This is a genomic window from Rossellomorea sp. NPDC071047 (assembly GCF_050270195.1).
In the GTDB taxonomy this organism is placed as follows: domain Bacteria; phylum Bacillota; class Bacilli; order Bacillales; family Bacillaceae_B; genus Rossellomorea.
Genome location: NZ_JBNNJT010000003.1, coordinates 197,570 through 222,834, shown reverse-complemented (window position 1 = coordinate 222,834; position 25,265 = coordinate 197,570). Strand labels below are relative to the sequence as shown.

The following is a 25,265-nucleotide window of genomic DNA, read 5'->3' as shown; positions in this document are numbered from 1 at the left end:
AGAACATCCTGTAGCGTACATCAAAGCATATACAGTACTGAACTCTTTCTATCTTTTTCCTTTGATTATAATTGAATTTGATGGGATAATATTTTTGAAAAATTCTATCAAATCTTTCCTTTCACAAATCCATCGTTACCATGAACTCCATTTGGTTACATCAAAGGAACGGGTGAATTAAATGAATGCAGCTCTCTATCAAGAAATTCAAAAGTATATGGAAAAGAAAAATTGGAATAAAACAGAACTTTCGAAGATTACAGGTATTCATATAAGCGAGATCAGTCGCATTCTTAACCACAGACAGCCCCTTTCACTTCAAAACCTGGATGCAATGACAGCTGCATTTGGCGAATCAGAAGGCACCCTTTATCCATACTATTTGGAGGAATGCTTAAATGAAGGAAAACGGGTGGACAAACGAAGAAGTGTCCAGTTCTTGTATAAGTGTGCTGCTGAAGGGTATGAGAAGTATTCCAATAAAATGGTAGATATCATGTTGGAAGAACGGTCTAAAACGATAAGAAAGAAAAATTTATTATATATATTTTCCGTTGCAGAAAAACTTTTTGAAGAAGGTAAGGGAAAGCAGGCCCTCCCTCTCTATGAAGTGTTGATCGAGAGCGAATCAGATCGATTCTCAGAAAAAGTAGCCGTAAGCTATTTCAGAAGGTTTTATATCGTAAAAGGAACAGACAAAGGGCAGCATGCTCTGTCTCAATTGTTAGACCAACTAGCCTACATGCCTGTTGACATTAGAAAGGAAGCCTATATGTGGATAATGGCAGATTACTATCGACGTGAAGATTGGAGACAGGTCCTGAATTATGCAGAAAAACTGGAAAAAATGGCGGATGAAGGGGAATATTATGGACGGGCTCTCATGTATAAGGGTTTCGCTCTTTCCAGATTAGGTGCCACTCTTGAAAAAGTGTTAAGTTTGATCGATCAATATTCACAAGTGAACAACTACTACGCAGAAACAGCTGTGGGAAACCGCTATGCAGCCTTATTGGATTTTGGAAAGTTGGACTATGCCGATGAATATCTCTCATGGTTGGAAAAAAGGGATGATGTGTATGCAGGCTTACCGCGAATTTTCGAGACATACGTTCACTTAAATCGGATAGAGGATGCAAAGACCTTGATGGAAAGGTTCAGTCATGTGATTCAAGATATGGCTGTAAGTAAGGAGCCATGGTTAAAAGAGAAACGGTATCTGGATTTTCGCTACGCATTTGCATTGTTTCAATGTAAAAGCAACCAGTATGATAGAGGGTTGAACGTATTATTGGAAGTAGCCGAATCATCAATGAGAATAGGGAATATTGAAAGGTTCAAAAAATGTTTATTGGCTTTCTGGGAATATAGAACCCATGCAACACCCCAACATGATGAGAACTATTGCCTGTTATTAAGGGAAGGAAATAGGAGATAACAATATAGGCGTTGATTACAATTGGAAGGGTTGAAACAGGTTGATCCTTAGGTAATGGGAGAAGGGATCGATAAAAAAACAACCGTACTCGTGAACATCCTGAACATGAGTACGGTTCCTTCAGAACTAGACATTTATTGAAAAATTCAACTGCTACTCACTATTTTGCAAACAACAAATTCTTCATAAACGCCTTTGATTTAGTTTGTCATTCCTAATTCCTTTTTCACTTTATCAAGTGTCATCCCTTGATCGTTTTTAACAACATCTTTTAACTCATCCAATGTATGATTACGCATAAGATAATTCGTTTCGACATAACTCCAATCTTTTTGATCGACAATGCCATCATCATTAATGTCTGACGAACGATCATCGGACTGCCATTTTTCTTTTAAATACAGGGCATCAAAGATATCAATGACATCGTCTTGATTCACGTCCCCTGCATAAGTGAAGGCAGTAGTGTTAGTTAACGTTCCTGTGAGTTGTCCATCTTCCTCTGTATTGACCATAATCTTTTCATAATAAGGGAAGTGACCAGGTATGTTTACCTTGAGAGTATATGGCTCAGGGTTAACTGGAATGTTATCGTATCGGAAGAATCCACGAGTACTAATATCAGTCGTGTATTCTGTTCCATCCGGACTAACCAGCTCAACTGAAGCGCCAACCTGTGTATAATCCCTTGAGAAATCAATGGACGTATCAGGTTTTAAGAATCCTTGTCCTACAAAGCCTCCAGTAATAATTCCAGTTTGATTCAGTAATTTCAAACCTTCAATGTATCCTTGGGCAGGTACCGTTTTACCATTGGCGTCAATGTATCTGTTGCTAGTAGAGTTAAAGCCTGCGAAATTGGTCCATTTATTATCAGTCACTTTAAAGGTGACATCTAACATAGGAATATCCCCGTTTATTTCTTGATCCTCATTCAGGGTAAGATCTATTTTTGCGTTGGAAAAGGATCCAATCGACAAATCGGTTTGTAGGTCAACGTCATAATCGGATAAAGCAGCGTTTTTCTTTATATCCAGGATTTCCATTGAATCAATATAGTAGAAAGTGAATTTCGCTTCTTTTAATTGTTTTACGTTGTTTGCAGTCATTGTAAACGTAACAATGTCTCCCGGCTTCGCAGACTTTTGATCATAGGTTCCGGTCATATAGGGAGTGCCTTCTGGAACAAAATGATAAGTCTTTCTTTCTGTCTTGTTGGTAGCAGCATCGAAGCCTTCTAATCGTGCCAAATTGTTGGTAGGTCTGACAAGGGGAATTTCCTTTTCAAATGTTCCATCTGCATTTGGACGGATCAGATTATCTGGAAACATGTTGTACAAATATTCATATGCGAAATTGTCTGTTTGACTAATATCAATTCCGGCAGCTTGAATAGCATCCACTTCTTTGTCAATCAAGGTTCCGGTTATCGGATACGTTTGTTGCCCTTCAGCGAACTCATAAACAAGTTGATCATCAATGCTTGTCTTCATTTGTGGAGTAGTATTGTCGACAAAAATGTCATCACTTTCTGTAAAGGTCTTACCGTTTTCATTTGTTGCAATGAACTTGAGCTTATAATGGCCTTGATCGGCTAATTTTTCTTTTAAATGGATAGGGTAATCCTCATCTCCAGTGAATGGGTAATAATTTCCACCATAACCGTATAGTCCATAAGGGACACCAATCTGTAGGTCGCTGCCATTGAAATACCCGACATAACCAATGTCTTCACCTGTTTCGCCATCGGCTAACACAACATCTACTTGTTCTACCTTTGAATTCAGCTGAAAGCCGAATGTGGCAACCGGAAATGAACCAACATAGCTTCCTGGATTGGTCGTTAATACTTGCTTATTTAATACTAAAAAGTCGAATCCTTCTTTCGCTACTCTGATTGAAAATGGAATTTGGTACGATTCTTCAGGATCGTTTACATTCGTATAAGTGATATATCCTTCATAAAAACCTTGATCAGCTGTTTTAGGGATCATCACAAAGGCATTGGTTTTCTTCGTTTTACCCGCTTTAACAGAAATTTTCTTATCGAACACCACTTGAACACCGTTTTGGTCGGCATTTAATGAATGGTTTGTAAATTCAACCTCACCAGTAAAGGTCTTCTTCTCATTTCCATGATTACTTACTTCAATGGTACGCTGGTCACGAATCGCTTGCCCGTCGTTGTATTGCAGGCCAAATCCGATAGAACCTGTTTTCTCATCAATCAACACTTCTCCACCGTTTGCAATGTTGGTTGTTTCATCGATAACCTGGAATTTCATAGAAGAATGGATCGCCTCATATGGGTCGACTCTACCCGCACCGACTTCAAACACGCTATAATCACCATTTAACGGATCCGCGGTGTTCATAAGAATGGTTTTGATGTCTTCTGGTTTTAGGTCTGGATTGGCTTCTAATAGTAATGCAGCCATTCCTGCTACTTGAGGGGATGCCATGGAGGTTCCGGATAATCGTTGATAGGCATATTCATAATTCTCTGATTCCTCATGGTTTACCATATAAGATGGAACCGTGGACTGAATACCAACTCCCGGTGCCGTCACTTCAGGTTTGATATCATAATTAAATTTTGATGGACCTCTTGAACTGAAATCAGCTAATTGATCTCCTTCTGTTTTAACCGTTCCTATTTTATTAAATGTAAATTCGTTAGAATTCGATAATTCTTCAAGTAAAGTTTCTCCATCACTTTTAGTCAAACCGAATGCAGGAATGAAGTCTTTGTTTTCACCTAGAAAGTATGGGATTTGCCCCTCACCTTCATTATTGTAAATAAAGATCGCTTTAGCACCATGCAGTTTTGCAAATTTGATCTTGTCATTAAATGTGATTTCTCCACGACGGACGAGAACAATTTTACCCTCCACATCTTTACCGTTATAATCCTCAGGTTTACCTAATCCCACCTCTACGATAGGGAGTGTTTGACCTTCAAAATCTTCTATTCTATCACTGTAGTGTCTCCCCAATAACTGAAGAGCGACAGATTCTTTAGAAAGTTTCCCTTCGTATGTATCGATATCGAGGGGAGTATCACTGGCACCGACTGTAAGAGCTAAAGCAGAGGAAGCGGGTGATCCTAGAGTGTAGGCCGCGTTTCCTGAATTTCCTGCGGCTACCACAGTCGTGACTCCGCTCAAAACGGCGTTGTTGACAGCGACACTCGTTGGGAAATAGGGGTCATTAATGGAAGCACCTAATGACATGTTGATGATGTCCATCCCATCTTCAACTGCCTGATCGATCCCTTTAAGCACATTTTCAGTCATTCCACTGCCGTATGGACCTAATACTCTATACGCATGAATTTCTGCGTTTGGAGCGACTCCTGTCGTCGCATAGTCACTTTTATTTGTCCCTTGACCAGCAATAATTCCAGAAACATGGGTTCCGTGTTGAGTATAGTAGGCGTTTCCGTTTGAGATTTCTGGTTTTCTTGAATTTTCCCAATCCTCATATGTTGTTTCCATTGGGTCTTCATCGTTATCGACAAAGTCATACCCGCCTTTGTAGGCCTGTTTTAAATCAGGGTGGTTGTAATCAATTCCTGTATCGATTACCCCGATTTTTAGACCTTCACCGGTTAAGCCTTCTTGATGCAGGTGGTCAACTCCTAAGTAAGGATTACTGTCGGCCATTTTAGTAGAAATATTAAGGCTTGAAACTTCTTTTGTACTTGGTGGTTCTATACTTACCGCTTCATTACCCCAAATCGTCTTTACTGCTTCTGTTTGTAAGAGCGATTCTATTTTGTTTGCCGGCAAAGTCATCGCTACGCCGTTAAAGGCCTCTGTGTAATGATATTTAATGTCATAAGACTTATCATTTTCACCTTCGAATATTTTACCGAGATCCTCTTTAAATTTCTTTTGTTCTTTTGCTATGCTATCTTTAGCTTTTGTCTTTGATAAAACTTCTCCTTTTAAGCTTGCTTGAAGCTGGGCAACTTTGACAGGCTTTTGATGAAACTCCACTATGACTGAGATATCCTCATCTGTATCTAAGTGGATGGATGGAGACAACTGTAATCCAGTCTTGTCATTCAACTCTAAATCTTTTAGCGCTTTTCTCTGTGAATCAGTCAGGTGTTTTAGAGCGTTCAAACTTGATAGGGAACTAGTGTCGATTGTCTCGCCGTTAACACTACTAGGAATGGATGCTACGGTACTAAATACCATTCCAAATGATAGACCAGCTACTGTTACTTTTTTTAACAACTTTTGCTTGTACAAATCATTCACTCCTCTTTTTTTATATATTAAGAAAAGGTAATATTTTCTTAATATATAAAATCATCACATAAATGTATTTTTGTGTGTATGGGGATAATTAAGAAAAAAATGTTGTTAAAAAATCACAAATAAACATGTAAATAGTACTATGTATATGTGTGAATGGCAGTGTTTGAGTATGTATGAATGATCTGGTTAGTCCTTTTGAAGGTTTCGATTTTCCCAAACGAATGATGTAGAGGATGAATAATTGAAGTTGAACGATACTAGCAAGAAACTAGAAAGGATTGTTGAATAGAAAAATATTCTTTTATCCCCCAACTTTTATAGGTTAAAAGTTTTGGTTCTATTGAACTATTTGTTATTTAGGTGATTTTAATTCCATCTCAAATGATTGATTTTTCAGAGTTTTACAAGGGGGAAGATACAATCATTCCTATGTTTCGTCTCCCTTTATTGACAAAATTCCCCCCAATGACTTATTCGTTATTCGACAATATAATTAACTTAAGAAAGTAAATGGGGGTTGAATTCATGAGAAACAGCAAATATCCAAAAATTGCATTAAGTGTAGGACTTCTTTTAGGGGCAGCAGCACCTTTAAGTTCTGAACCTGCAGTACATGCAGAGTCAGATTCCGACGCTATGAAGGTCCTGGCTGGTCTCTCAAAGGAGCAGCTTGAAGCTTTACAAAACCTGGAGGATAATCGTTCTATCAAGGGTCTTCAGTTATCAAGAGATATTGACTTGAAGAGTGAAGAGAACGTGACCGTTATTGTCGAATTTGATCAGCTGCCTGCAAAAGCAGAACAAATACAACAATCCCTAAAGGGTAAAGAGGTTTCTCTTGAAACGGCAAAGAAAAAGGTAGAAGAGTCCCATAAAAAGTTTAAAAAAGACTTGGATACTAAAATTGGGAAAAAGACGAAATCTGGTAAAGATCCTTATGAAATTAAATACTCTTATACGAATGCATTTAATGGAGTTGCGATTACTCTCCCAGGCAATCAAGTTGAAAGTCTAGTAGAATCGGAAGCTGTTAAAGCCGTCTATAGCGAATTAGAGGTTCAACTTACTCCTCCACCGAAAACCGATGAAGAAGAAGGATCTACTACAAAAGTGGACAGTATTCCTTTCATGAATATTGATCAGCTACATAAAGAAGGATTCACTGGTAAAGGAGTCAAGGTTGGTGTGATTGATACAGGAATCGATTATAACCACCCTGATTTAAAAGATGCCTATAAAGGCGGATACGATTTTGTAGATAAAGATGATGATCCGATGGAAGCGACGTATGATGACTGGAAAGCTTCTGGATATCCTGAGAACAATCAAGGGAACAGTTACTACACAGATCATGGTACACATGTCTCAGGAACGATTGTGGGTCAAGCTGTAAATGACTCGGATTACAAAGTGATTGGTGTCGCTCCAGATGCGGAATTGAATGTATACCGTGTATTAGGGCCATACGGATCTGGATCAACGAGTAACATTCTTGCCGGGATTGACCGTGCCGTAGCAGATGGAATGGATGTCATCAACCTATCCCTTGGAGCAGCAACGAATAACCCTTTGTATGCAACGAGCATAGCCGTTGATAATGCCGTGTTAAGTGGTGTTACAGCCGTTGTTGCCGCTGGGAACTCTGGGGATCAAGGAAATTATACGCTGGGATCTCCAGGTGCCGCTGCCCTTGCTTTGACGGTAGGAGCAAGTTCTGCACCATCTTTTGTCACGACTTATGATGGCGTGTTCTCTGTGGAAGGTAAGGAACAGGATGGAGTTCTACAGTTAATGACGAACAAATGGACGGATGAGTTCAGTAAGCTCCAAGGCCAAAGCTTTGAAATGGTTGAAGTAGGAGAAGGTGGACCTGCTGATTACAACGGGAAAGATGTCACTGGAAAAGTGGCATTCGTGGCTCGCGGCTCATATGCACTCATCGAAAAAATGGAATACGCGAAACAAAATGGGGCAAAAGCCGTCATCATTTATAATATGAATCCGGATGAAGGTCATATCCCTCATTATTTAGGCGAAAGCAATGACAATATCCCGACTTTTTCATTAACGAATCAAGAGGGCTTAGCGGTGAAAGAACTATTCAAAGATGGAACACCAACCATCACATTGGGAGAAATGGGGGAAGCGGAAATCAGCGGTGATGAGCTTGCATCCTTCAGTTCAAAAGGTCCTTCAGGAACATTGTATGATATCAAGCCAGAGGTAACGGCACCTGGGGTCAATATTCTCTCAACCGTTCCATCCTATATGCAGAATAAAGAAGATTCATCGGATTATTCACATGCCTATCAACGGTTATCAGGCACATCAATGGCGTCACCTCAAGTAGCAGGGATTGCAGCATTATTACTTCAAGCACATCCTGATTATACGCCAAGCGAAATTAAATCTGTGTTAATGAATACGGCAGATCCATTGAAAAATCAATATAGCGTATTTGAAGTTGGAGCGGGAAGAGTCGATCCAATGCAAGCCATCCATTCGGACACGATGATTTCTGTTCTGGATGAAACACCATTTATTGAAAACCAGGAAGAAATCATCATTCCGGAACAAACCGGTGGCCTAAGCTACGGTTTTATCCCGATGGGGAATGAACATATTACAAAAACGACCAATCTATCAATTACAAATAATAGTAATAATAACAACAAGTACGATATTTCAGTAGAATATAATGTGGGGGCAAAGGCTTCTGGGTCTCTGGATGCTGAGAAAAATGGTGTGAGGCTCAATGTGCCAAGCTCCATGAAAGTGAAAAAGAATAAAGAAGAACCATTCAATGCGATTCTTACCATCCCGAAAACGGCTCAAAAAGGAACATATGAAGGATACATCGTGATTCAAAATCAAAAGGATCCAGAGAACAGCTATCGTATCCCATTCGGAGTGAAAGTCGTGGAGGAAGGAATCGGCTACTTTGATGTTTATACGAAAAGTATTTCGACTAATCGCGTGAACAATCCTTATAGCAGAAAAGAAACCGATCTTGATTTCAGATTGAATTCCCCGATGGAAAGATTGGATTGGGTACTGGTTGATCCAGATACGAAAGAAGACCTGGGATGGATTACAGGTGTGAATGCAACAGGAGCTGCAATCGATGTCGATTATTTTATTGAAGAGGGGTTCTATGGATATTATTATCCATTAACAGGACATGATAAAAAGCCGATCAGCTATACAAAAGTGAGAGTGGAAGATGGCATTTATGATGTGAAGATGATCGGAACGACGAAAGATGGAAAGCAGTTTGCCAAAACATCCACCATTAGCTTAGATAACGGGGCACCGACAGTCGTTTATGATCAGACGAATGCATTGCCAACCGGTGACTTTCCGATTGTAGAGCTGGAAGAGGGTCAAGAAACAGTCACTTTATCAGGAACTTTATTGGATTCAGAAATAGAGGAAACGGCAAAGACCGATATCCCGCTCACTCAAGCAAGTAATAATATATGGTATGGGACGAATGGTCCAAGCTATCGACTACAAGTGGATGAAAATGGACAGTTTTCAAAGGAAATTAATGTAAAAACGTCATCCATCAGGGAAATGCAATATTTAGGAGCTGATTATGCTGGAAATACAGCTATTCCTAAAGTGGTCTACTATGCACCTAAAGGACTTCAATATGTTTTCGCGAAACCGGATAAAGAGTCTTACCAAATGGGTGATAAGATCACTTATACATTCTACGCTAACAATTTGGAAAAAGCCCATGACTTTTCAATGTATACCTATAACTCAAGTAAGCTTTTGGATTCTGTTGAATTCCAATTAGCGGATGGGTTACCAGAGGGAACAGAATTGAATGTGACAAAAACCGGTACAACAAGTGTCAGAAATGATATTGAGATAAAAATTCCAGATGAAGGCGTATCAGGAGACGTTGCATTATTCAAGATTGTAGCTGATACGAATGAGCAGGAGTTTTTCAATACGTATTCTCCATTGTTCAGTAGTGTAAGTACGATGAAGATTAATAACGGACCACGGATCCCGACGAAAATGGGAGCTCACCCAGTCTATCCGAAAGTATCAAAGGTTAATGCAGGGTTTATAGGCGCAGAAGGACTCCTGACAGATGCAGGTCGCTTTGATTATAGCCGGGATTACACACAAATAGGTGCCACTATACACTTAGAGGATACAAATGGAAATACTTATCCTGTCACCATACCGAAAAACGGTGTTATTTCTATCGAACAACTACCATCATCTGTACAGAAGTATACCGTCGTTACGGATGTACCGGGACACTACACAACATATACACCACTTGAAGCGGGACGTACAGAAAATGGTGTAGATATTGGTGAATACATCACTTATTATATGGCCGTTTCCAAGCCTGGAGATATCAATAAAGACAATGCCATCGATATTCACGATGCACTACTGCTTCAAGATCATTGGGGAACGGACTATCGAAATACGGATATCAACTTCGATGGTACGACAGATGAAAAAGACTTTACACTCCTTGAGAAGTATTACTTATCTGAAAATGATTTTGTATTAGATACTCCAGATCCTCAATCTGAAGTAGATGGTAATACGATTGACACGATTAAAGAGGAACTGGGAATTAATCCTTAACGGTTTCATTTCGAAACATTTTGATGAACGTAATCAACCAGAAGAAAGGGTAGTCCGTTAAGGGCTGCTCTTTTTTCGTGAATGAAAATTCATCGAGATTACACTTTACTCCTACTTTGAAAAGTCCGAATAGACAAAAAATAACACTGTTTTATTGAAGATTGAAAAGGTATGATGATAAAAAAGAGGTAATCAAAAAACAATTAGTATAATCTTTCGGGAGTGGATTCGATGAGTTTAGGACTACTTATAAAATTTTACAGAGAGAAAAATGAACTAACACAGGAAGAACTCGGAAAAGGGATTTGTTCCGTTACTCATATCAGTAAAATTGAGCGTGGCAACACCCAATATTCTCCTGAAATCACACATATGCTAAGCGAGAAACTCGGAATCGATCTGGAAAAGGAAATGCAGTCCCTTCAGAAATATGAGCGGTTGCTTGAGCAATGGCACGATAGCATGGTTTTACAACAAGTAAGTGAGATTGAACGTTTAAAAGACGAGGTAGAAAAGAATTCATTATTTCTCATCCAATCTGTTAAGAATAAGTATTTTTTATTACAATCCAGATACAACCTTTTGCAAGGGAACATCGCCCAAGCAGAAACGCTGCTGGATAAAATGAATAAACACCGTAAAGAATTAAACACGTATGAACTTCACCTGCTTCATCACCTTCTCGGAATCACAGCAGGAATAAAAGGAGACTTCAAGAAGTCACTCGAATATCTTCTTCAAATCAATGAAAAAGAATATTTAAATCACGAATTCTTCTATCAAATCGCCATCGCCTATCATAACCTCCAATTTAAAGTAAAGGCCTATTACTATAGTGAAGTCGCACTTGATTACTTCAGGAAAACGAATAATTTTAAAAAGGTCATTGATGCTGAAACAATTAAGTTGATAAACGAAGGAAGAAACGAACTTTGGGATTTCGAGGAACTCGTAGAACGGTATAATCGTTTAATCGCACAGTGTGATATTCTTAATGAAACGTCAAAAAAAGCGGCTTTATTAAGCAACTTAGCATACGAACACTCGTATGTTGAGGACAATGAAAAGGCAAAAATGTACTACAAGAAGACGTTATCTTTATTGGAGAAGAACCAAAAGTCACCTATCTATCTTAATAATCTGATTGGATACGTTTACTGCAGTTTACATATCGAAGGAAAGCAAGAAGAACAGGATCTCAAACAACTGATAGAGACAGGTACTCAATTCGCGAAGGAAATTAACGATCAAAGCAGTTTTCTATTCTTTAAAATGCTTCGCTTATTACATGAGGATAAAAAAGAGTTGTATTATCAGTTTATTGAAGAAAAAATCATTCCCATGCTTGAGGGGAGTGGAAAACATCAACAGCTGCATACGTATGAAAAAACGATGTATCAACATTATTTAGATAAGGGAAATCAAGAGAAAGCCCTTCTTTATGCAGGTAGATTGATTGAAAATTGTTAAGGTCGTGTGAGTAAAACTCTTATATGAAAAGCGGGTTGATCTAAACCAAGAGTACGGGAAAAAGTACCTTGGTTTTTTGATTTGAAGAAGTAGAAAACACTATCCATCAATCAGAAACAGGTGTGTATATATATTTTTATATAAAAAGGTCAAATAATGATGAGTTGACGGAAATATTTTTTACTATCCATCATTGCTTTTCAAAAAGATACCTCTAATCGACAATAATTGGGGGATTAAGATAGTAAAAAAAGACCGGTTATTTTATCATGTTATCTGATTTTTATTTAGAATTAAGTAACTTTTTCACGTTCAATGATAGTATAAATCAGGCATTAATACCTATGAAGCCGAAACCTTAATCATGTGGAAACCCCAATACAACAAGGTTTAAAGCTATGTCATAATAAAGGTAGAAATCAGAATCTTACTTAAATTCTGATTAGGTAAACTTCTTTTGCTAGACCAATTATTTTTATACAGCACAACCAGAATAGAGGGTGAGAAATGGAGCAGGTAGTGAAAATTGTCAAAAAAGCCATTCCAATCGTAATCTTTTTACTCATCATGATGATCATCGTTTCCATTTTCATAAGCCTGAACAGCAATAAACCGCTATCCTTTTTTGGATACAAGCCGTTAACCGTATTGTCGAATAGTATGGCTCCTACCTTTGAGGCTGGAGATGTGATCATTACCCGGGAGATGGATGCAGATGATCTTAAAGAGGGAGATATCATCTCCTATTACAACCAGGAGAATAACCTGATCACTCACCGAATCACCTCCATTGTTGGAGAAGACGGAGTAAAGCACTTCTATACTCAAGGTGATAACAACAATACGGTGGATGAAGATGTTACAACGGCAAATGAAATCGTAGGGAAGGAACTCTTTCATATTCCAAATCTCGGTTTCCTTTCTCAATATACGAAAGGACCGATGGGTTTCTTACTATTCATCATTGTGCCATTAACGGGGTATGTGTGTTTGACGGTTTATGAAAGAATCAAGCCGAAGAAAAAGGAAGAGGAGTTTACCAAATCATAATAAATAATGGGGGATTGACATGTTTAAGTTGAAGAATGCATTTTTGGGAAGCGCTTTAGTAGGAGCAATCGTAGTATCTGGAAGCTTTGGTACATATTCTTGGTTCACATCCGAGACAAATGCCACAGGAGAGATCACAAACGGTACATTGGAAATCAACAACTCACAAGACATGGAAACCAAGATCATCGAAGCTACTGGGTTTGCCCCTTCTCAATTAAAGTATGGTGAATGGTTAAAGATTGAAAACACAGGTGATATGGATGCTTATCTTAAAGCTACCTATAACCAGTCTCTAAGTGCAGATGTACCTTTAGATGCCTATAAAGTAGGCTATATCGCTTATAAGTTCTCTGAGGGACAAGAAATGACAGACGACATCCTGGAAGAATCAAGAATCTACTTAGATGAGTTATTCAATGGGACAACCAATGAAGTAAAATCTATGTCCAAAGCGATTGCTCCTGGAGTTGAAATGGTTGTCGGATTTGTAGAGGAAGAAGACGTTCAACCTGCTGCAAAAGGCATGAGCGGGAAAGCCAAGATGGTACTTGGAGATGGTTCTAAAGAGGGCGAGAAGCATGAATTCTGGCAATTAAATGATGACCAATACATTGACCTTTCTTTCGCAATCAAACTGGACGAAAAAGCTGGTAATGAATATCAAGGAGTTTCATACACATCGAATTTGAATGTAACAGCCAAGCAAATGGATGATGGAGCAAAAAACTAACGTATCCCTAAAATAGAATAACTTCGTGAAAAACGTTTGAAAAGACAATCGATAGGAGACAATCCTCATAGATTGTCTTTTTTTTTTCAACTCTTAAATAAAGGAGATTTAAAGTTAATGAAGAAGTGCTACTGGAGTGTCCCATTCCTGCTCTTTATGATGTTCATGGGAGGGTGTCAGGAGAACATAGGGGAGAATGCCTATCAAAACGAGGAAGAGGCGGTGAAAGAAACGATGAATTCGTCGGTCAAAGTTGATCCATCGATTAACCTTTCAAGTGAGAAGATTCTTTCCGTTATTATTGAGTTTAAGACAAAACCTGCACAAATCGCCGTTCTGGAAGCAGAAGCTCAAGGCGTGGATATGACCTTGGACAAAGCCAAGGAACACGTTGAACAGAGTCATCAGGCTTTCGAGCAAGAACTTCATTCCTTTTTGGATGATAATGAAGTGGAATATCGCATCAAACACAGGTATAAGACAGCCTTTAATGGGGTGTCAATAGAATTACCGGCAAATGAAATTAAGAGATTAATGGGCTCTTCTGTTATTTCAAAGATTTATCCAAACCAGAAAATTCAACTGGATCCTCCTATCCAACCTTCAGATCAAATGTAAATTAAGATAACCCTCACACCTTGAATCAGAAAGGTGTGAGGGTTATCTTTTTATCTAATAAAAAGATCCCAATCATTTTCGGAAAATAGCATAAAATTTGTGCAGGAAATCGGGAAAATAGATAAGGTCTAAAGGACTATTCCTGTTTTATTTACAAATCCATATTATTAAAAAACTATAAAAATTTGTAACAAATAGTGGCAGTATTTCATTGGGAAGCACTTAAAACAGTCAAGTGAACAATGTGGTATGAATAAAGAACTGGGTAAAAAGTTACACTTCAGGCTTTGGAAACCCTGCTGAAAACCCCAATTTTCTCATGATCACTTATTAGTATAATAGGAGTATAACGTATATTGAAATAAAGAATTGGGATGAAATGATATCGTATACTACATCACCCTGGAGGTTAAATCATGCATATTGGGACATTTATAAAGTATTATAGGATTTTTAAGGGGATGACCCAAAAGCAGGTGGGAGATGGGATCTGTACCCCTGGACATATCAGTAAGATTGAAAGCGGACACTTACAGATTACGAAAGACAAAATTGAATTGTTCAATCAAAGGTTAAATATGAACGTTGAGAAAGAGTTAAAGGCATATAAAAAATTACAATTGGATTTGGAATTGTGGCATGATGTCATGATCAAGCAGGTAAACGGAAAAATTGAATTATTGAAGGAGACCATCGAACAAAACCCATTAACCAAAATTGAAACCCTTAACGGTACCTTTAAGCTACTGAAAGCAAGGTACTTTATCATGAAAGGGGAAGTAAAAGAAGCTGCCTTCTATTTAAGTCAGTTTTCCAATAAGCGCCTGTCCTTCCATATGTTCAATTATGATTTTCAGTTATACTATCATATTAAAGGCATGTATGAGCTTGCAAAAGGGAATCCACAAACAGCCCTGAAGTATTTGGAGAAGATAGATCGGGATATTTATTCAAACCCTGAAGCCTACTATTATATGTCAGTTGGATATCATGATCTTGGGCAGCATGATAAGTCCCTGCGATTTAGTCAGCTGGCTCTAAATTATTTTAAGGAAACGTTTAATTTTACGAGATGTATAGACGCTGCTACGATTCAATTGGTAGCTGAAAGTAGAAGCGAAGAATCAAGTCTGGCCACGTTGGTAGAGAAATATGATGAGTTAATCCAACACTGTGATAATCTGCATGATCATAGGAGAAAAGCCGTTCTTCACCTGAATTTAGGGAATCTTTATCGAGATGTCTTTGAGGATAGAAAGGCAAGGGACGCATTTCAAACGGCATATGGATTATTGAAGCATGAGTCCTATAAAGAAGTGTATGTAAACAGCCTGTTTGGCTATATTGATAGTTCCATGAATATAGACGGTTCAGGAAATAATGAAAAATATGCAAGTTTAATAGAAGAGGGACAGGCATCTTTGAGAGATATGAAAAATTCTTGCATGGAAACTTTCTTTACGATGCTTGAGATAAGGGTTCAAGAGGGAGAGCAAGCATATTATCAATATATCGAGAAGGTCATCATCCCCCTATTGAAGGAAGAAGGGAAATACGCTCAGTGCAACTATTACATTCAAAAACTCTACATTCATAATCAAATGGATGGGATAGAGGCAGAAGGAAAAGAATGCGTGTTAAGCTGAACGTAATATGATCAGACATTACAGAAAAGGAGTGGTTTGATGGAAAACCCGGATCGTTTAATTTCTTCATTTGATGAGGTGACATTAAGTGATTATAAGATGCCCATCATCTGTATTTATTCCAATCCGCAAGATTATCAAGGCATGTTTGTAGCAAGGCTATTCGATGTCAATCAACCGACGCATTATATTTTAATGAGACCTACATTAGAAGCAGTCAGAAGTGAAATTCCCGAACGTTTTTCAATCGTTCCGAAAGCAAAAGAGGAAGATACGAGCATTGTCGAGACATGGATTTAATTCAAAGTAAAATGAGACTTGGACAAAAGTGTTTTAGTCTAAGTGAAACTCGAACAAATCTGCATCCTAGTATTTAGATTTGTTCGGGTTTATTATTTATTTTCGGAACATTTGATTTTAGCTGTTTCCAGCGGTTGATTGGAGTGCAAGACGAAGACTCCTGCGGGAAAAGTAGCTTATGTGAGACCCGTCCAGCTCCGGGGCTTAGAGGCACATGTCTTAAGTCAAACCCTCCAAGAAGGCAAAGAACGCCTTCGTGGACGCTTCGCCTTATGCCACCCGCCTCTGAACAAAGCCCCTCCGCTTTTCTTCCCGCAGGCTTGCCGAGGAGGCTCACGGGCTACCCGCGGAAAGCGTAGTCTTGCACGGAAATCATTAGCGGTATTAAGAACCCACACTTCTATTATTCTTCTTTATACCGTGGTTTTTTAGTTTTGCCCAGTCTCTTTTACGTATTTTCATTGGCAGAAGGATAGAATTTACTTTCGATTTTCTTATATTCCCTTAGGTTTTCAGTGAGACGTGCCAGCTTATGAACCTCTTGAAGAAGAAAGGTTTTATCTAATTCGTATATGACCTCCCTTTCAATATGATCAATGGTATTACAGGCAAATTCCCATATGTCCTTGTGTTTGGATGGCTGGATGGATTCGGCAATGAGTGCCAGTGCCCGCACAATGTCAGTAATGATTAAATGATTGTCTTTGGCATAATGTCGAATATAGCCAAACCCGCGGTACAAGTAATAATCAAATGCTTCGGACTGGAGAATAACCCGGACTCTTCCCTCCCGGTCGATCAAATAAGGAGTGAAGGATAAGTGATCCTCCACCGTCAGCATAAGGTCAGCCATCTGATCAATCGTATTAGAGGCCGTTTTTGGATCATCATTCCCGAGTGCTTTGATCGCCACTTCAGCCAGCTTGTGAATCCCCATTTGCAGGTCCTGGATTTCGGTCTCTTTATGCCCCATTTCAATGAAAGTGAGATAGAAACCATCCGAAATATCGTTGGTCTCAGGTCCCCAAATACTCATGATTTTATTGCCGGCCAATATATAATCTCCGACTTTGTAATGAAGCTGAATGATGAGGTTATCCTGCATAGCCCGTTCGATTATTCCATGGAAATCGATTAACTGAATATAGCCTGATTCCCTTGCCTGTAAGTGAATGATGTTCTCCTTCTCATTCTCCATAAGGTCGCCATTTTCTGTTGTTCGATGGGTTTCTAAATCATTTTTTAACGTCTGATTGATCATCACTTCAGATACCTGCTTCATATTGTACGTAATATTGTGCACCTGCATCCAGGTGGAAGCATGGTTAATGAAGAAGATAAATGTGACAGCAGTAAGGAATGCAAGTCCGATTGTCATGATCGGCGCAGCAACGAACAGTTCCTCCTTTGAGTCTCCGATAAAAAGAAAGAGGAGCAGTACATATACAAAACTGCCATTAAAGATACCAAGGGCATGCTGTGTTTGTTTGTCCGAAATGAAGTCCAGGAGCATCCTGGGGGAAAATTGACCACTGAACATAGTGAGTACAACAAGCAGTGAATTCAAGGTGAAAGCACTGAGCGTCAGGATAGCCCCGATGAGTGTACTGACAAGCATGCGTGTAACAGATGCATCCATACTTAAGAAATCGGATGTATACTGAGAGATGTCGGCATACAGATCTATATAGAGGGTGAGTGCTACAAGCAGTATGGAAAAACAAATATAAAAGAACGGCATATACCATATGGTCAACCGAATCTCACGCATTCTCTGTCGTTTGGACATAACCATATATTTTCTGATGGATAAGGGGAGCATTTTTTTCAACATAATTGATCTGTTTCCTTTCAATAAAGGGATATGGATTAGTTTTCCCTGCCAGAACATGTTAAAACGTCTCTTTGCAAAATAGATTTATAGGTTCTTAGACGATGCTGAATTTCAAGTAAACCGATCGGAAATATAATCGTCTATGATATTTGAAAGAATTTTTTAAAAATACTAAAAATAGTATTGACGAGGGAATAAATCCCCTTTATAATCCAATTCATACTCAAATAGCAAGTAATACCAAAACGAAACATTATATCTCTTATCAAGAGCGGCGGAGGGATAGGCCCGATGAAGCCCGGCAACCTGCAGGATCAGACTGCAAAGGTGCCAATTCCTACAGATTCGATAGGATCTGGAAGATAAGGGGAGGAGCATGCTCATTTAGCCCTCTTCTTAAAAGAAGAGGGCTTTTCTGTATACCTTTTTCTTTTCCGCTCGCATTCCTCAAGTGGATCTTCAACTGTAATGAAATATTCTTGCGTATCAAGTGGAAAATCGATAAAAGGAGGCTGAATGATGTCAGCGATTAATGTGGCACTTCTGGGGTTCGGAACAGTAGGGCAAGGGGTCTGTGAAGCAATCGATACTCATCAGGACAGATTGAAAGAAGTACTGGGTAAAGAGGTGAAGGTAAAGGCAATCCTTATTAAAGATCCCACAAAGGAGCGAAGGATTGAATCATCCATCAACGTCACAACGGATTTCCAAGAAATCCTGGATATCACGGACCTGCACGTTATCTTTGAAGCGATCGTGGGGGAAGAACCGAGCTATACGTATTTAACACAAGCCATTGAGAAGGGGATTCATATTGTCACGGCCAATAAAGCGATGTTTGCCAAATATGGTCCTGAGCTATTGGAGAAGGCGAAAAGGAAGGGAGTATCGGTCGGATTTGAAGCGACGACAGCCGGAGGGATTCCTGTGATCGGCAGTATCAGGCAGCTTCTGAAGGTGAATGAGATCAGACAAATTCAAGGGATTCTGAATGGGACGTCCAACTTCATATTATCTCAAATGAGAAAAAGAGGTCTTGCCTTTGATACAGCCTTAAAGATTTCTCAGGAGAAAGGATACGCAGAAGCCGACCCGACAAATGACATCGAAGGACATGATGCATTCTATAAATTGCTTATTTTAAGTCAAACGGCCTTTGGCAGACAGCCCGATTGGAAAAATATTCGACGAAAGGGGATTTCCCATCTGACTGCAGAATGGCTCCAGGCAGCGGAATCCTTTCGACTACGGTTTAAGCATGTAGGTTCTCTCCGGCGGGATTCCATCGATCATATCAAAGGAGAAGTAGAGCCTATCCTTGTCCATCATACCCATCCTTTTTACGGAGTGGAGGATGTGGAAAATGCCATATCCCTAAAGGGTAGTCTTGTAGGAAGGATCACCCTGCTTGGTCCAGGCGCTGGAAAATTGCCTACGGGAAGCGCCATGGTAGAGGATTTTCTGTCGTTGATAGAGAGAAAGTATACAGACTCTGCCGAAAGTACCGTGAATACGGGAGAGGTCCTTGATGAGAGCAGCCACCAGTGGGTCTTAAGAATCCGTGAAAATGATGAGTATCAAAACTGGATCCCGTCGTTCATATTAAAGGATCGTATTCAACTGGGCGATTACTTGTACGTATTTGTTGAAGGAAGGAAAGAGACACTGGAATCGCTCCTTGGGACACACGACCATATCCAAGCTGTTCCTATTTTAAAAGAAATTCCGTTGGAAAATGAAGTGAAAACTGGCGTTGGAGTTTCTTAGAAGTAATCTTTAATAAATAAGATCTGATGGAAAGTAGGGGTAGCATTGAGTATGATCGTTCAGAAGTTTGGTGGAACCTCTGTTGGTTCTACAGATCGAATCAAGCGCATGGTCTTTCATGTCATGAAAGAAAGAGAAAGAGGTCATGATGTAGTCGTAGTGGTATCAGCTATGAACAAAACCACTGATACACTTGTAAGATTGGCAGGTGAACTCACCGCAGAGGCAAGTAAGAGAGAAATGGATATGCTCTTAAGTACCGGAGAGCAGGTGACGATCTCCCTTTTGACAATGGCCCTGCAACAGAAGGGGCTGGAAGCCGTATCCCTGACAGGTAGACAGGCGGGAATTCAAACCGATGGAGTATTCGGGAATGCCAAGATTACCTCAATCGATACCGATCGGATAAAATCGGAGTTATCAAAAGGACGGATCGTCGTGGTAGCAGGATTCCAAGGGATCACTGATAAAGGAGAAGTGACTACATTAGGCAGGGGTGGTTCCGATACGACGGCAGCTGCTCTGGCAGCCGCATTAAAAGCGGATAGGTGTGATATTTATACGGATGTAGACGGGGTGTATACGTCGGATCCGCGAATCGTTCCCCGGGCAGCCAAAATTGACACCCTCTCCTATGATGAGATGCTGCGTTTTGCCACCATGGGAGCTGGTGTCCTGCATCCAAGGGCGATTAAACATGCGAGGGAACATCAGGTGCCTCTTGTGGTTTGTTCCAGTTTGAATGAGGGGCGTGGTACCGTCATTAGTGGGAGAACACAGATGAATGCTCCTATTGTGGGAGTAGCCTATCATAGTGATATCTCTGTTCTGACAATAATAGACTGTAATGGTGGGGAGTCACTGATTCTTTATGATCTCGATTCCCATCATATTGAGACAGAAATCATTAAATACGAGGAAAACCTTGTTCTTATCGTTAAAGATCAGGATTTTCATGAAGTGAAAAGAATCGTCGGACAATATAACCAGGCATACTCTCATTTAGAGGAAAGAAAGGACCTGTCTAAGGTATCCGTGATCGGTCAAATCAACTCTTCACAAGAGGTAAGAGAAAAGGTTACCAACGTTTTTCATGACTACCATATTGCAAAGGCGTCCATTTGGGAATCCCCTGTAGGATTAAGTACACTGGTTGATAGATGCGATGTAGAAAAAGCAGCAAGAGTCCTTCATATGCACTTCGGTCTGGACTATGTGGAAACAAGGAGAGCTGTTTTGTAAAAGGAAAAAGTGTATAGGAGCCTATACACTTTTTTTACTTATGGACTGATCAAAACAGGTGTACCGATTGGAACGATTCCCGCTAACTCCTCAACGTCTTTGTTATACATTCGAATACATCCTTTGGACACGGCATTTCCAATCGAGCTTGGGTCATTGGTTCCATGAATCCCGTAACTTTCTTTCGATAGACTCATCCACATCGTTCCAAAAGGTCCGCCTGGATTTGGTGCTTTGTTAATGATGATAAATTCCCCAATGGGGGTCTCAAAGAGCACTCTCCCCACTGCGATGGGATACTGCTTGATTTGAACCCCATCCTTGAACAAACGCAGCCACCGGTTGTTAACAGAAACCTGAATGCGGTAAGGGTTATTGGTTGTATCAGGAATCCCTGGTATCGTAATCGTTTGTCCTGGATAAATCACATCTGGATTGATACCGGGATTGGCATTAAGTATGGCAGGTAACGGGGTTCTGTAATCTCTTGAAATTTGACTCAGTGTTTCTCCCACTTTGACTGTGTGAATCAGCTCAAACACCTCCCCATTTCACTCTCCCTCTATCCTATGTAGGTGAGAGAAAGTCGTTCGAGAAGATGTGAAGTGAAAAAGCCTGCGCCTCTTAGAATGAAAGAGGAGACAGGCCTACATTTAACGTTATTGAGGCATGTTTTGTTGTGGAACGGTTGTATAGCTTTGGAGCATAAGGGTCATATCCTGGTCGTTTAATTGAGGGACCTGATAATAGCCGTGCTTATTTTGATAAAGGAAAATCTCATAGCTCATTTCAATGAAATTCGGGACGCTGTCAGCTACGACACGCCGTAATACAGGGTTTGTCATCTCAAGTGCCGTCATGGCAAGAAGCATGGCCAATGACTTGGTTTGTCCAAGCATATAAGCAGACAGGCCTTTATCGGAAAGGTCGTTGACCGATTGATTCGGTTTTTTAGGTGCTCCGGGCTTGATACCGTATGTGGTGGTATTGGTTTGAGTCATTTTGTATTGTTGGGTAGGAACGATGGGGTCATGCCCTGTCGAGAAGCTGCCCACAATCGTATTATACATAGTCGTGACGAATGTTGACTGGCGCTTTAGTATATCCTTCAGTTCCGGATCCTGAATGTGCTGATCATACATTTGATACTGATCGAGCATGCTGATGATCCCTGCTATGATCTCATGGGCATCAAAGAGCTCATGGCCTCCATGGTTTTTACTTTGAGTGTTCATCATACTCGGCGGTATCTGAGTTCCTGGTGGTGTCATATTTGATTGTTGTCCTTGGTTTTGCATCTTTTTTCCTCCTTGAAAATAGCATCGATGATTAGAATATCCTTATTAAGCACAATTATGTATTTCGGTTTAATACTTGGCAGCCTGTCCGAATACAATAGGAAGAAGTCAATTTGAAGGTGGTTGAAGATGAGTGTATTCATAAGCTATATCATTTTGGGATTGTCGCTTTCTGCCCCTATGGGACCGATAAATGCCGCTCAATTGGACAAGGGGATCCGCTTCGGCTTTTTCCATGCCTGGCTTGTGGGGGTGGGGGGAATGGTAGCGGATGGGATCTTTATGCTTCTGATTTATTTCGGAGTCTCTCAATTTATTGATACACCGGTCATTAAATTGTTCTTGTGGGTATTCGGGTTCTTTGTATTGACTTATACAGGGATTGAAGGCATCCTGAAATCGGGGTCCATTACTAAGCCCTCTCATCAAAATCCCCATGAAACAAAAGGAAAAGCTTTTCGCACAGGGTTCTTTATGGCCATTTCCAATCCATTAAGCATTCTGTTCTGGCTTGGTATCTATGGTTCTATATTAGCTCAGACTTCCGGTTCCTATGAAGCAGGACAGCTCTTTCTGTATAGCATGGGGATCTTTCTTGGAATCACCATTTGGGATCTTACGATGGCGGGTGTGGCGACAGGGGCCAGGAAACTGGTCAGTCCTGTTATTTTACATGTCATATCCATTATTTCGGGACTCATCTTGATAGGGTTTGGGATCTACTTTGGTGTCCAGGCATGCCGTTTATTATTCGGTTAGACAGACACCCACTATGTTTCTTCCTAATAGGATAAATGTGTACTATTAGGAGGGATCGGCTATATGTTATGGTCTAAAAGTTTGATTGATCAAATAGGGGAGGAACTTGCTCCATGGCAAAGGGCAGCCTACGGGCATTTCTCGGCCGCAATGTGTGACGAAGAAAAACCTTACCCTTGTGTACCTGGAAAACAAGGCTTTCAGACAGATACATTACGCTTCGGGTTTGCAGAAGATCCGAGAAAACAAGCAGCATCTGAGAAGCTTGCCTGCTTACTCAAGCAATATGGTGAAATCTCAAGGGATACAGGGAAGTATGCATCTCTTGTTGTCTTTTTTAATTCGGAAGAGATAGTGGCTGATAATCAATCTATCGATTCTTATCAGGAAATATTCTGGACTTTATTGAATCGGATTCATGAATTGGATGAATCACCATGGCCGGAAGATATTGCGAAGGATCCCCATGATCATACCTGGGAATTTTGTTTTGATGGGGAGCCTTACTTTGCCTTCTGTGCAACACCTGCCCATACTGTGCGGAAAAGCCGTCATTTTCCTTATTTTCTTATAGCCTTCCAGCCCAGATGGGTGTTCGATGAAATCAACTCTTCCACTGCATTTGGTCAGAAATTAAAGAAAGTGATACGGAAGCGGCTCATGGAGTATGATGAGGCAGAACCCCATCCCAGCCTTAAATGGTATGGTCAGGAAGACAACTATGAGTGGAAACAGTATTATCTGAGTGATGACGATTCATCTCTATCGAAATGTCCATTTTTAAATATGCAAAAGAAAATCAAGAGTTAAAGCGTTCAGGCTTTAACTCTTTTTTTCTTTAATCATGGTCGCAATCGCAATCAGCACAATGAATCCGATGCTTACAAAAAATCCAATGCGACTTACATGATCAAGAAGCGTGCCGCTGATTGCCAATAAAATGAGGATGAGGGCAAAGATTGTCTGGAGACGGTCCCACCAACCGTTGCTCATGAGCTTGTGAAAGGAAGCAAGAATAAACATCCACGTGTACAGAAGCATCAGTCCCGCTGCAGTAGTGATATACTCGAATAATTTGTCCGGTAGTAGCATGGCGATCATTATCGAAGCAGCGACAACAAGAGTAATGAGTCCGAAAGCTGGAAGAGGAACCTTCCATTTCCCTTTTTTGGCGAAAACCTTAGGGGCATCTCCTTCTTCTGCCAATGCCACCAGCATCGTCGTGACTGCATATAGGGAAGCGACCATGGTGGAGAACCCCGCAATAATCAGAATGGCGTTGAATACATGGGGTACCCAGGGAAGGTCATATTGTTTAAGGGCCGTTAGAAAAGGACTTTCATTCGGATTGATCCTGCCTGCAGGAACGAGCTTTAATACGAGATAAAAGGATAGTAGGTAAAGGATGGTCAAGATAAGAAGCATGATATTCCCTGACTTTGGAGCATCCTTCGGGTCTTTAAGTTCCTGAGCCATCAGTCCCATCACTTCAATTCCCCCAAACCCATAAAAGGCAAAAAGAAGTGCGAGCCATAAACCCTTTCCATCGTGTGGCAGTATTTCTGTTAATGGAGATTGAAGCGTTTGGGCAGTACCACCGGTTCCTAACCACCCGAACATGGCGGCAACAGCGATGATGACAAACATCACGATGGCTGCTACTTTCATGATTCCGAACAGATTCTCCATCTGTTCCACCTTCTGCACGCCCATCAAAATGACAAGTAATCCAATACCTGCAAATCCGGCAGTGAACATCCACAGAGGAATGGCAGGAAACCAGAATTGAGCAAAGAGAGCAAGAGCGGTTAGTTGACTCCCCATAATGAGCATTTCTGCCGACCAATAGACCCATCCGTTACTGAACCCTGCCCATGATCCGTAAGCCTGCTTTGCATAAGTACGGAAAGATCCCTTTTCCGGATGATGGGCCGTTAATTTTGCAAGGGCTTGAAACACCATCCATGTTCCAATTCCGGCCACTAAATAAGCAATCAATACAGAAGAACCCGCCCTTTGAATAGGGATGGCTGATCCCAGAAAGTAACCTGTTCCAATGATACAGCCCACCCCGATTAGTGAAAGCTGCCACCATGTAAGATTTGTTTGATTCGTACATTTACTCATCTGTTTTTCACCTGACCTTTACCCCTCATAGTTTGACGTTGAGGCTCATGAATTATGTGAAGGGAACAGAATGATTTCGCCTACGAAAGGAG

17 protein-coding genes and 1 riboswitch are annotated in these 25,265 nt (G+C 40.3%); of the genes, 12 read left to right on the top strand and 5 right to left on the bottom strand.

Annotated features, from left to right (window positions below; translation table 11 throughout):
* Positions 1–181 precede the first annotated feature (181 nt).
* Positions 182–1,438: a helix-turn-helix domain-containing protein gene (locus tag ACQKFO_RS13145; protein WP_427599179.1), complete on the top strand. Its 1,257-nt coding sequence runs from the start codon at positions 182–184 to the stop codon at positions 1,436–1,438.
* Between the two features lie 200 nt (positions 1,439–1,638).
* Here ACQKFO_RS13145 and ACQKFO_RS13140 read toward each other — a convergent pair whose 3' ends face one another.
* Positions 1,639–5,697 (bottom strand): S8 family serine peptidase, encoded by a 4,059-nt coding sequence (locus ACQKFO_RS13140; RefSeq protein WP_427599177.1) that lies wholly within the window; start codon positions 5,695–5,697, stop codon positions 1,639–1,641.
* A 534-nt stretch (positions 5,698–6,231) separates the two neighbouring features.
* Between ACQKFO_RS13140 and ACQKFO_RS13135 the strand changes: the two genes are divergently transcribed.
* The 7 genes from ACQKFO_RS13135 (at position 6,232) to ACQKFO_RS13105 (ending at position 16,146) form a co-directional block, all read left to right on the top strand.
* Positions 6,232–10,329, top strand: coding sequence for a S8 family serine peptidase (locus tag ACQKFO_RS13135; protein WP_427599176.1), 4,098 nt, complete (start codon positions 6,232–6,234; stop codon positions 10,327–10,329).
* 231 nt (positions 10,330–10,560) lie between these two features.
* Positions 10,561–11,799, top strand: a complete 1,239-nt coding sequence (locus tag ACQKFO_RS13130) for a helix-turn-helix domain-containing protein (protein ID WP_427599174.1) — start codon at positions 10,561–10,563, stop codon at positions 11,797–11,799.
* Positions 11,800–12,306: 507 nt separating this feature from the next.
* Complete coding sequence (locus ACQKFO_RS13125; protein WP_427599172.1) at positions 12,307–12,849, top strand: signal peptidase I; 543 nt, start codon at positions 12,307–12,309, stop codon at positions 12,847–12,849.
* A gap of 19 nt (positions 12,850–12,868) precedes the next feature.
* A complete protein-coding gene (locus ACQKFO_RS13120; RefSeq protein ID WP_427599170.1) occupies positions 12,869–13,582 on the top strand; it encodes a hypothetical protein in 714 nt (237 codons plus the stop codon).
* Between the two features lie 117 nt (positions 13,583–13,699).
* A complete protein-coding gene (locus ACQKFO_RS13115; protein ID WP_427599168.1) occupies positions 13,700–14,200 on the top strand; it encodes a protease inhibitor I9 family protein in 501 nt (166 codons plus the stop codon).
* Between the two features lie 416 nt (positions 14,201–14,616).
* On the top strand, positions 14,617–15,846 hold the full coding sequence (locus ACQKFO_RS13110) for a hypothetical protein (protein WP_427599167.1): 1,230 nt from the start codon (positions 14,617–14,619) through the stop codon (positions 15,844–15,846).
* Positions 15,847–15,885: 39 nt separating this feature from the next.
* Complete coding sequence (locus tag ACQKFO_RS13105; protein ID WP_427599166.1) at positions 15,886–16,146, top strand: hypothetical protein; 261 nt, start codon at positions 15,886–15,888, stop codon at positions 16,144–16,146.
* A 448-nt stretch (positions 16,147–16,594) separates the two neighbouring features.
* Here ACQKFO_RS13105 and ACQKFO_RS13100 read toward each other — a convergent pair whose 3' ends face one another.
* Positions 16,595–17,980: a DUF2254 domain-containing protein gene (locus ACQKFO_RS13100; protein ID WP_427599165.1), complete on the bottom strand. Its 1,386-nt coding sequence runs from the start codon at positions 17,978–17,980 to the stop codon at positions 16,595–16,597.
* 259 nt (positions 17,981–18,239) lie between these two features.
* Positions 18,240–18,349: riboswitch (SAM riboswitch) on the top strand.
* A gap of 150 nt (positions 18,350–18,499) precedes the next feature.
* On the opposite strand from ACQKFO_RS13100, the gene ACQKFO_RS13095 reads away from it, so the two are divergent.
* Positions 18,500–19,747, top strand: coding sequence for a homoserine dehydrogenase (locus ACQKFO_RS13095; protein ID WP_427599164.1), 1,248 nt, complete (start codon positions 18,500–18,502; stop codon positions 19,745–19,747).
* A 45-nt stretch (positions 19,748–19,792) separates the two neighbouring features.
* Complete coding sequence (locus ACQKFO_RS13090) at positions 19,793–20,989, top strand: aspartate kinase (RefSeq protein WP_427599163.1); 1,197 nt, start codon at positions 19,793–19,795, stop codon at positions 20,987–20,989.
* A gap of 38 nt (positions 20,990–21,027) precedes the next feature.
* Here the strand turns inward: ACQKFO_RS13090 and ACQKFO_RS13085 are convergent, their stop codons facing one another.
* Both ACQKFO_RS13085 and ACQKFO_RS13080 read right to left on the bottom strand, forming a co-directional pair.
* Entirely contained in the window at positions 21,028–21,522 is a 495-nt protein-coding gene (locus tag ACQKFO_RS13085; protein WP_427599522.1) for a L,D-transpeptidase family protein, read from the bottom strand.
* Between the two features lie 126 nt (positions 21,523–21,648).
* Positions 21,649–22,287 (bottom strand): spore coat protein, encoded by a 639-nt coding sequence (locus tag ACQKFO_RS13080; protein WP_427599162.1) that lies wholly within the window; start codon positions 22,285–22,287, stop codon positions 21,649–21,651.
* Between the two features lie 129 nt (positions 22,288–22,416).
* On the opposite strand from ACQKFO_RS13080, the gene ACQKFO_RS13075 reads away from it, so the two are divergent.
* Together ACQKFO_RS13075 and ACQKFO_RS13070 are read left to right on the top strand one after the other, a co-directional pair.
* Positions 22,417–23,046: a LysE family transporter gene (locus ACQKFO_RS13075; protein WP_427599161.1), complete on the top strand. Its 630-nt coding sequence runs from the start codon at positions 22,417–22,419 to the stop codon at positions 23,044–23,046.
* Between the two features lie 63 nt (positions 23,047–23,109).
* Complete coding sequence (locus ACQKFO_RS13070; RefSeq protein ID WP_427599160.1) at positions 23,110–23,856, top strand: YqcI/YcgG family protein; 747 nt, start codon at positions 23,110–23,112, stop codon at positions 23,854–23,856.
* A 12-nt stretch (positions 23,857–23,868) separates the two neighbouring features.
* Here the strand turns inward: ACQKFO_RS13070 and ACQKFO_RS13065 are convergent, their stop codons facing one another.
* Positions 23,869–25,173 carry an amino acid permease gene (locus ACQKFO_RS13065; RefSeq protein ID WP_427599158.1) on the bottom strand — a complete coding sequence of 435 codons (1,305 nt, stop codon included), beginning with the start codon at positions 25,171–25,173 and terminating at the stop codon, positions 23,869–23,871.
* Positions 25,174–25,265: the final 92 nt, after the last annotated feature.

What these genes read in the sequence shown, in the direction of transcription:
- ACQKFO_RS13145 (WP_427599179.1), top strand. Translation starts at nt 182, where the DNA reads ATGAATGCAGCTCTCTATCAAGAAATTCAAAAGTATATGGAAAAGAAA.
- ACQKFO_RS13075 (WP_427599161.1), top strand. Translation starts at nt 22,417, where the DNA reads ATGAGTGTATTCATAAGCTATATCATTTTGGGATTGTCGCTTTCTGCC.
- ACQKFO_RS13135 (WP_427599176.1), top strand. Translation starts at nt 6,232, where the DNA reads ATGAGAAACAGCAAATATCCAAAAATTGCATTAAGTGTAGGACTTCTT.
- ACQKFO_RS13070 (WP_427599160.1), top strand. Translation starts at nt 23,110, where the DNA reads ATGTTATGGTCTAAAAGTTTGATTGATCAAATAGGGGAGGAACTTGCT.
- ACQKFO_RS13065 (WP_427599158.1), bottom strand. Translation starts at nt 25,173, where the DNA reads ATGAGTAAATGTACGAATCAAACAAATCTTACATGGTGGCAGCTTTCA.
- ACQKFO_RS13115 (WP_427599168.1), top strand. Translation starts at nt 13,700, where the DNA reads ATGAAGAAGTGCTACTGGAGTGTCCCATTCCTGCTCTTTATGATGTTC.
- ACQKFO_RS13095 (WP_427599164.1), top strand. Translation starts at nt 18,500, where the DNA reads ATGTCAGCGATTAATGTGGCACTTCTGGGGTTCGGAACAGTAGGGCAA.
- ACQKFO_RS13110 (WP_427599167.1), top strand. Translation starts at nt 14,617, where the DNA reads ATGCATATTGGGACATTTATAAAGTATTATAGGATTTTTAAGGGGATG.
- ACQKFO_RS13080 (WP_427599162.1), bottom strand. Translation starts at nt 22,287, where the DNA reads ATGCAAAACCAAGGACAACAATCAAATATGACACCACCAGGAACTCAG.
- ACQKFO_RS13120 (WP_427599170.1), top strand. Translation starts at nt 12,869, where the DNA reads ATGTTTAAGTTGAAGAATGCATTTTTGGGAAGCGCTTTAGTAGGAGCA.
- ACQKFO_RS13125 (WP_427599172.1), top strand. Translation starts at nt 12,307, where the DNA reads ATGGAGCAGGTAGTGAAAATTGTCAAAAAAGCCATTCCAATCGTAATC.
- ACQKFO_RS13105 (WP_427599166.1), top strand. Translation starts at nt 15,886, where the DNA reads ATGGAAAACCCGGATCGTTTAATTTCTTCATTTGATGAGGTGACATTA.
- ACQKFO_RS13130 (WP_427599174.1), top strand. Translation starts at nt 10,561, where the DNA reads ATGAGTTTAGGACTACTTATAAAATTTTACAGAGAGAAAAATGAACTA.
- ACQKFO_RS13100 (WP_427599165.1), bottom strand. Translation starts at nt 17,980, where the DNA reads ATGTTGAAAAAAATGCTCCCCTTATCCATCAGAAAATATATGGTTATG.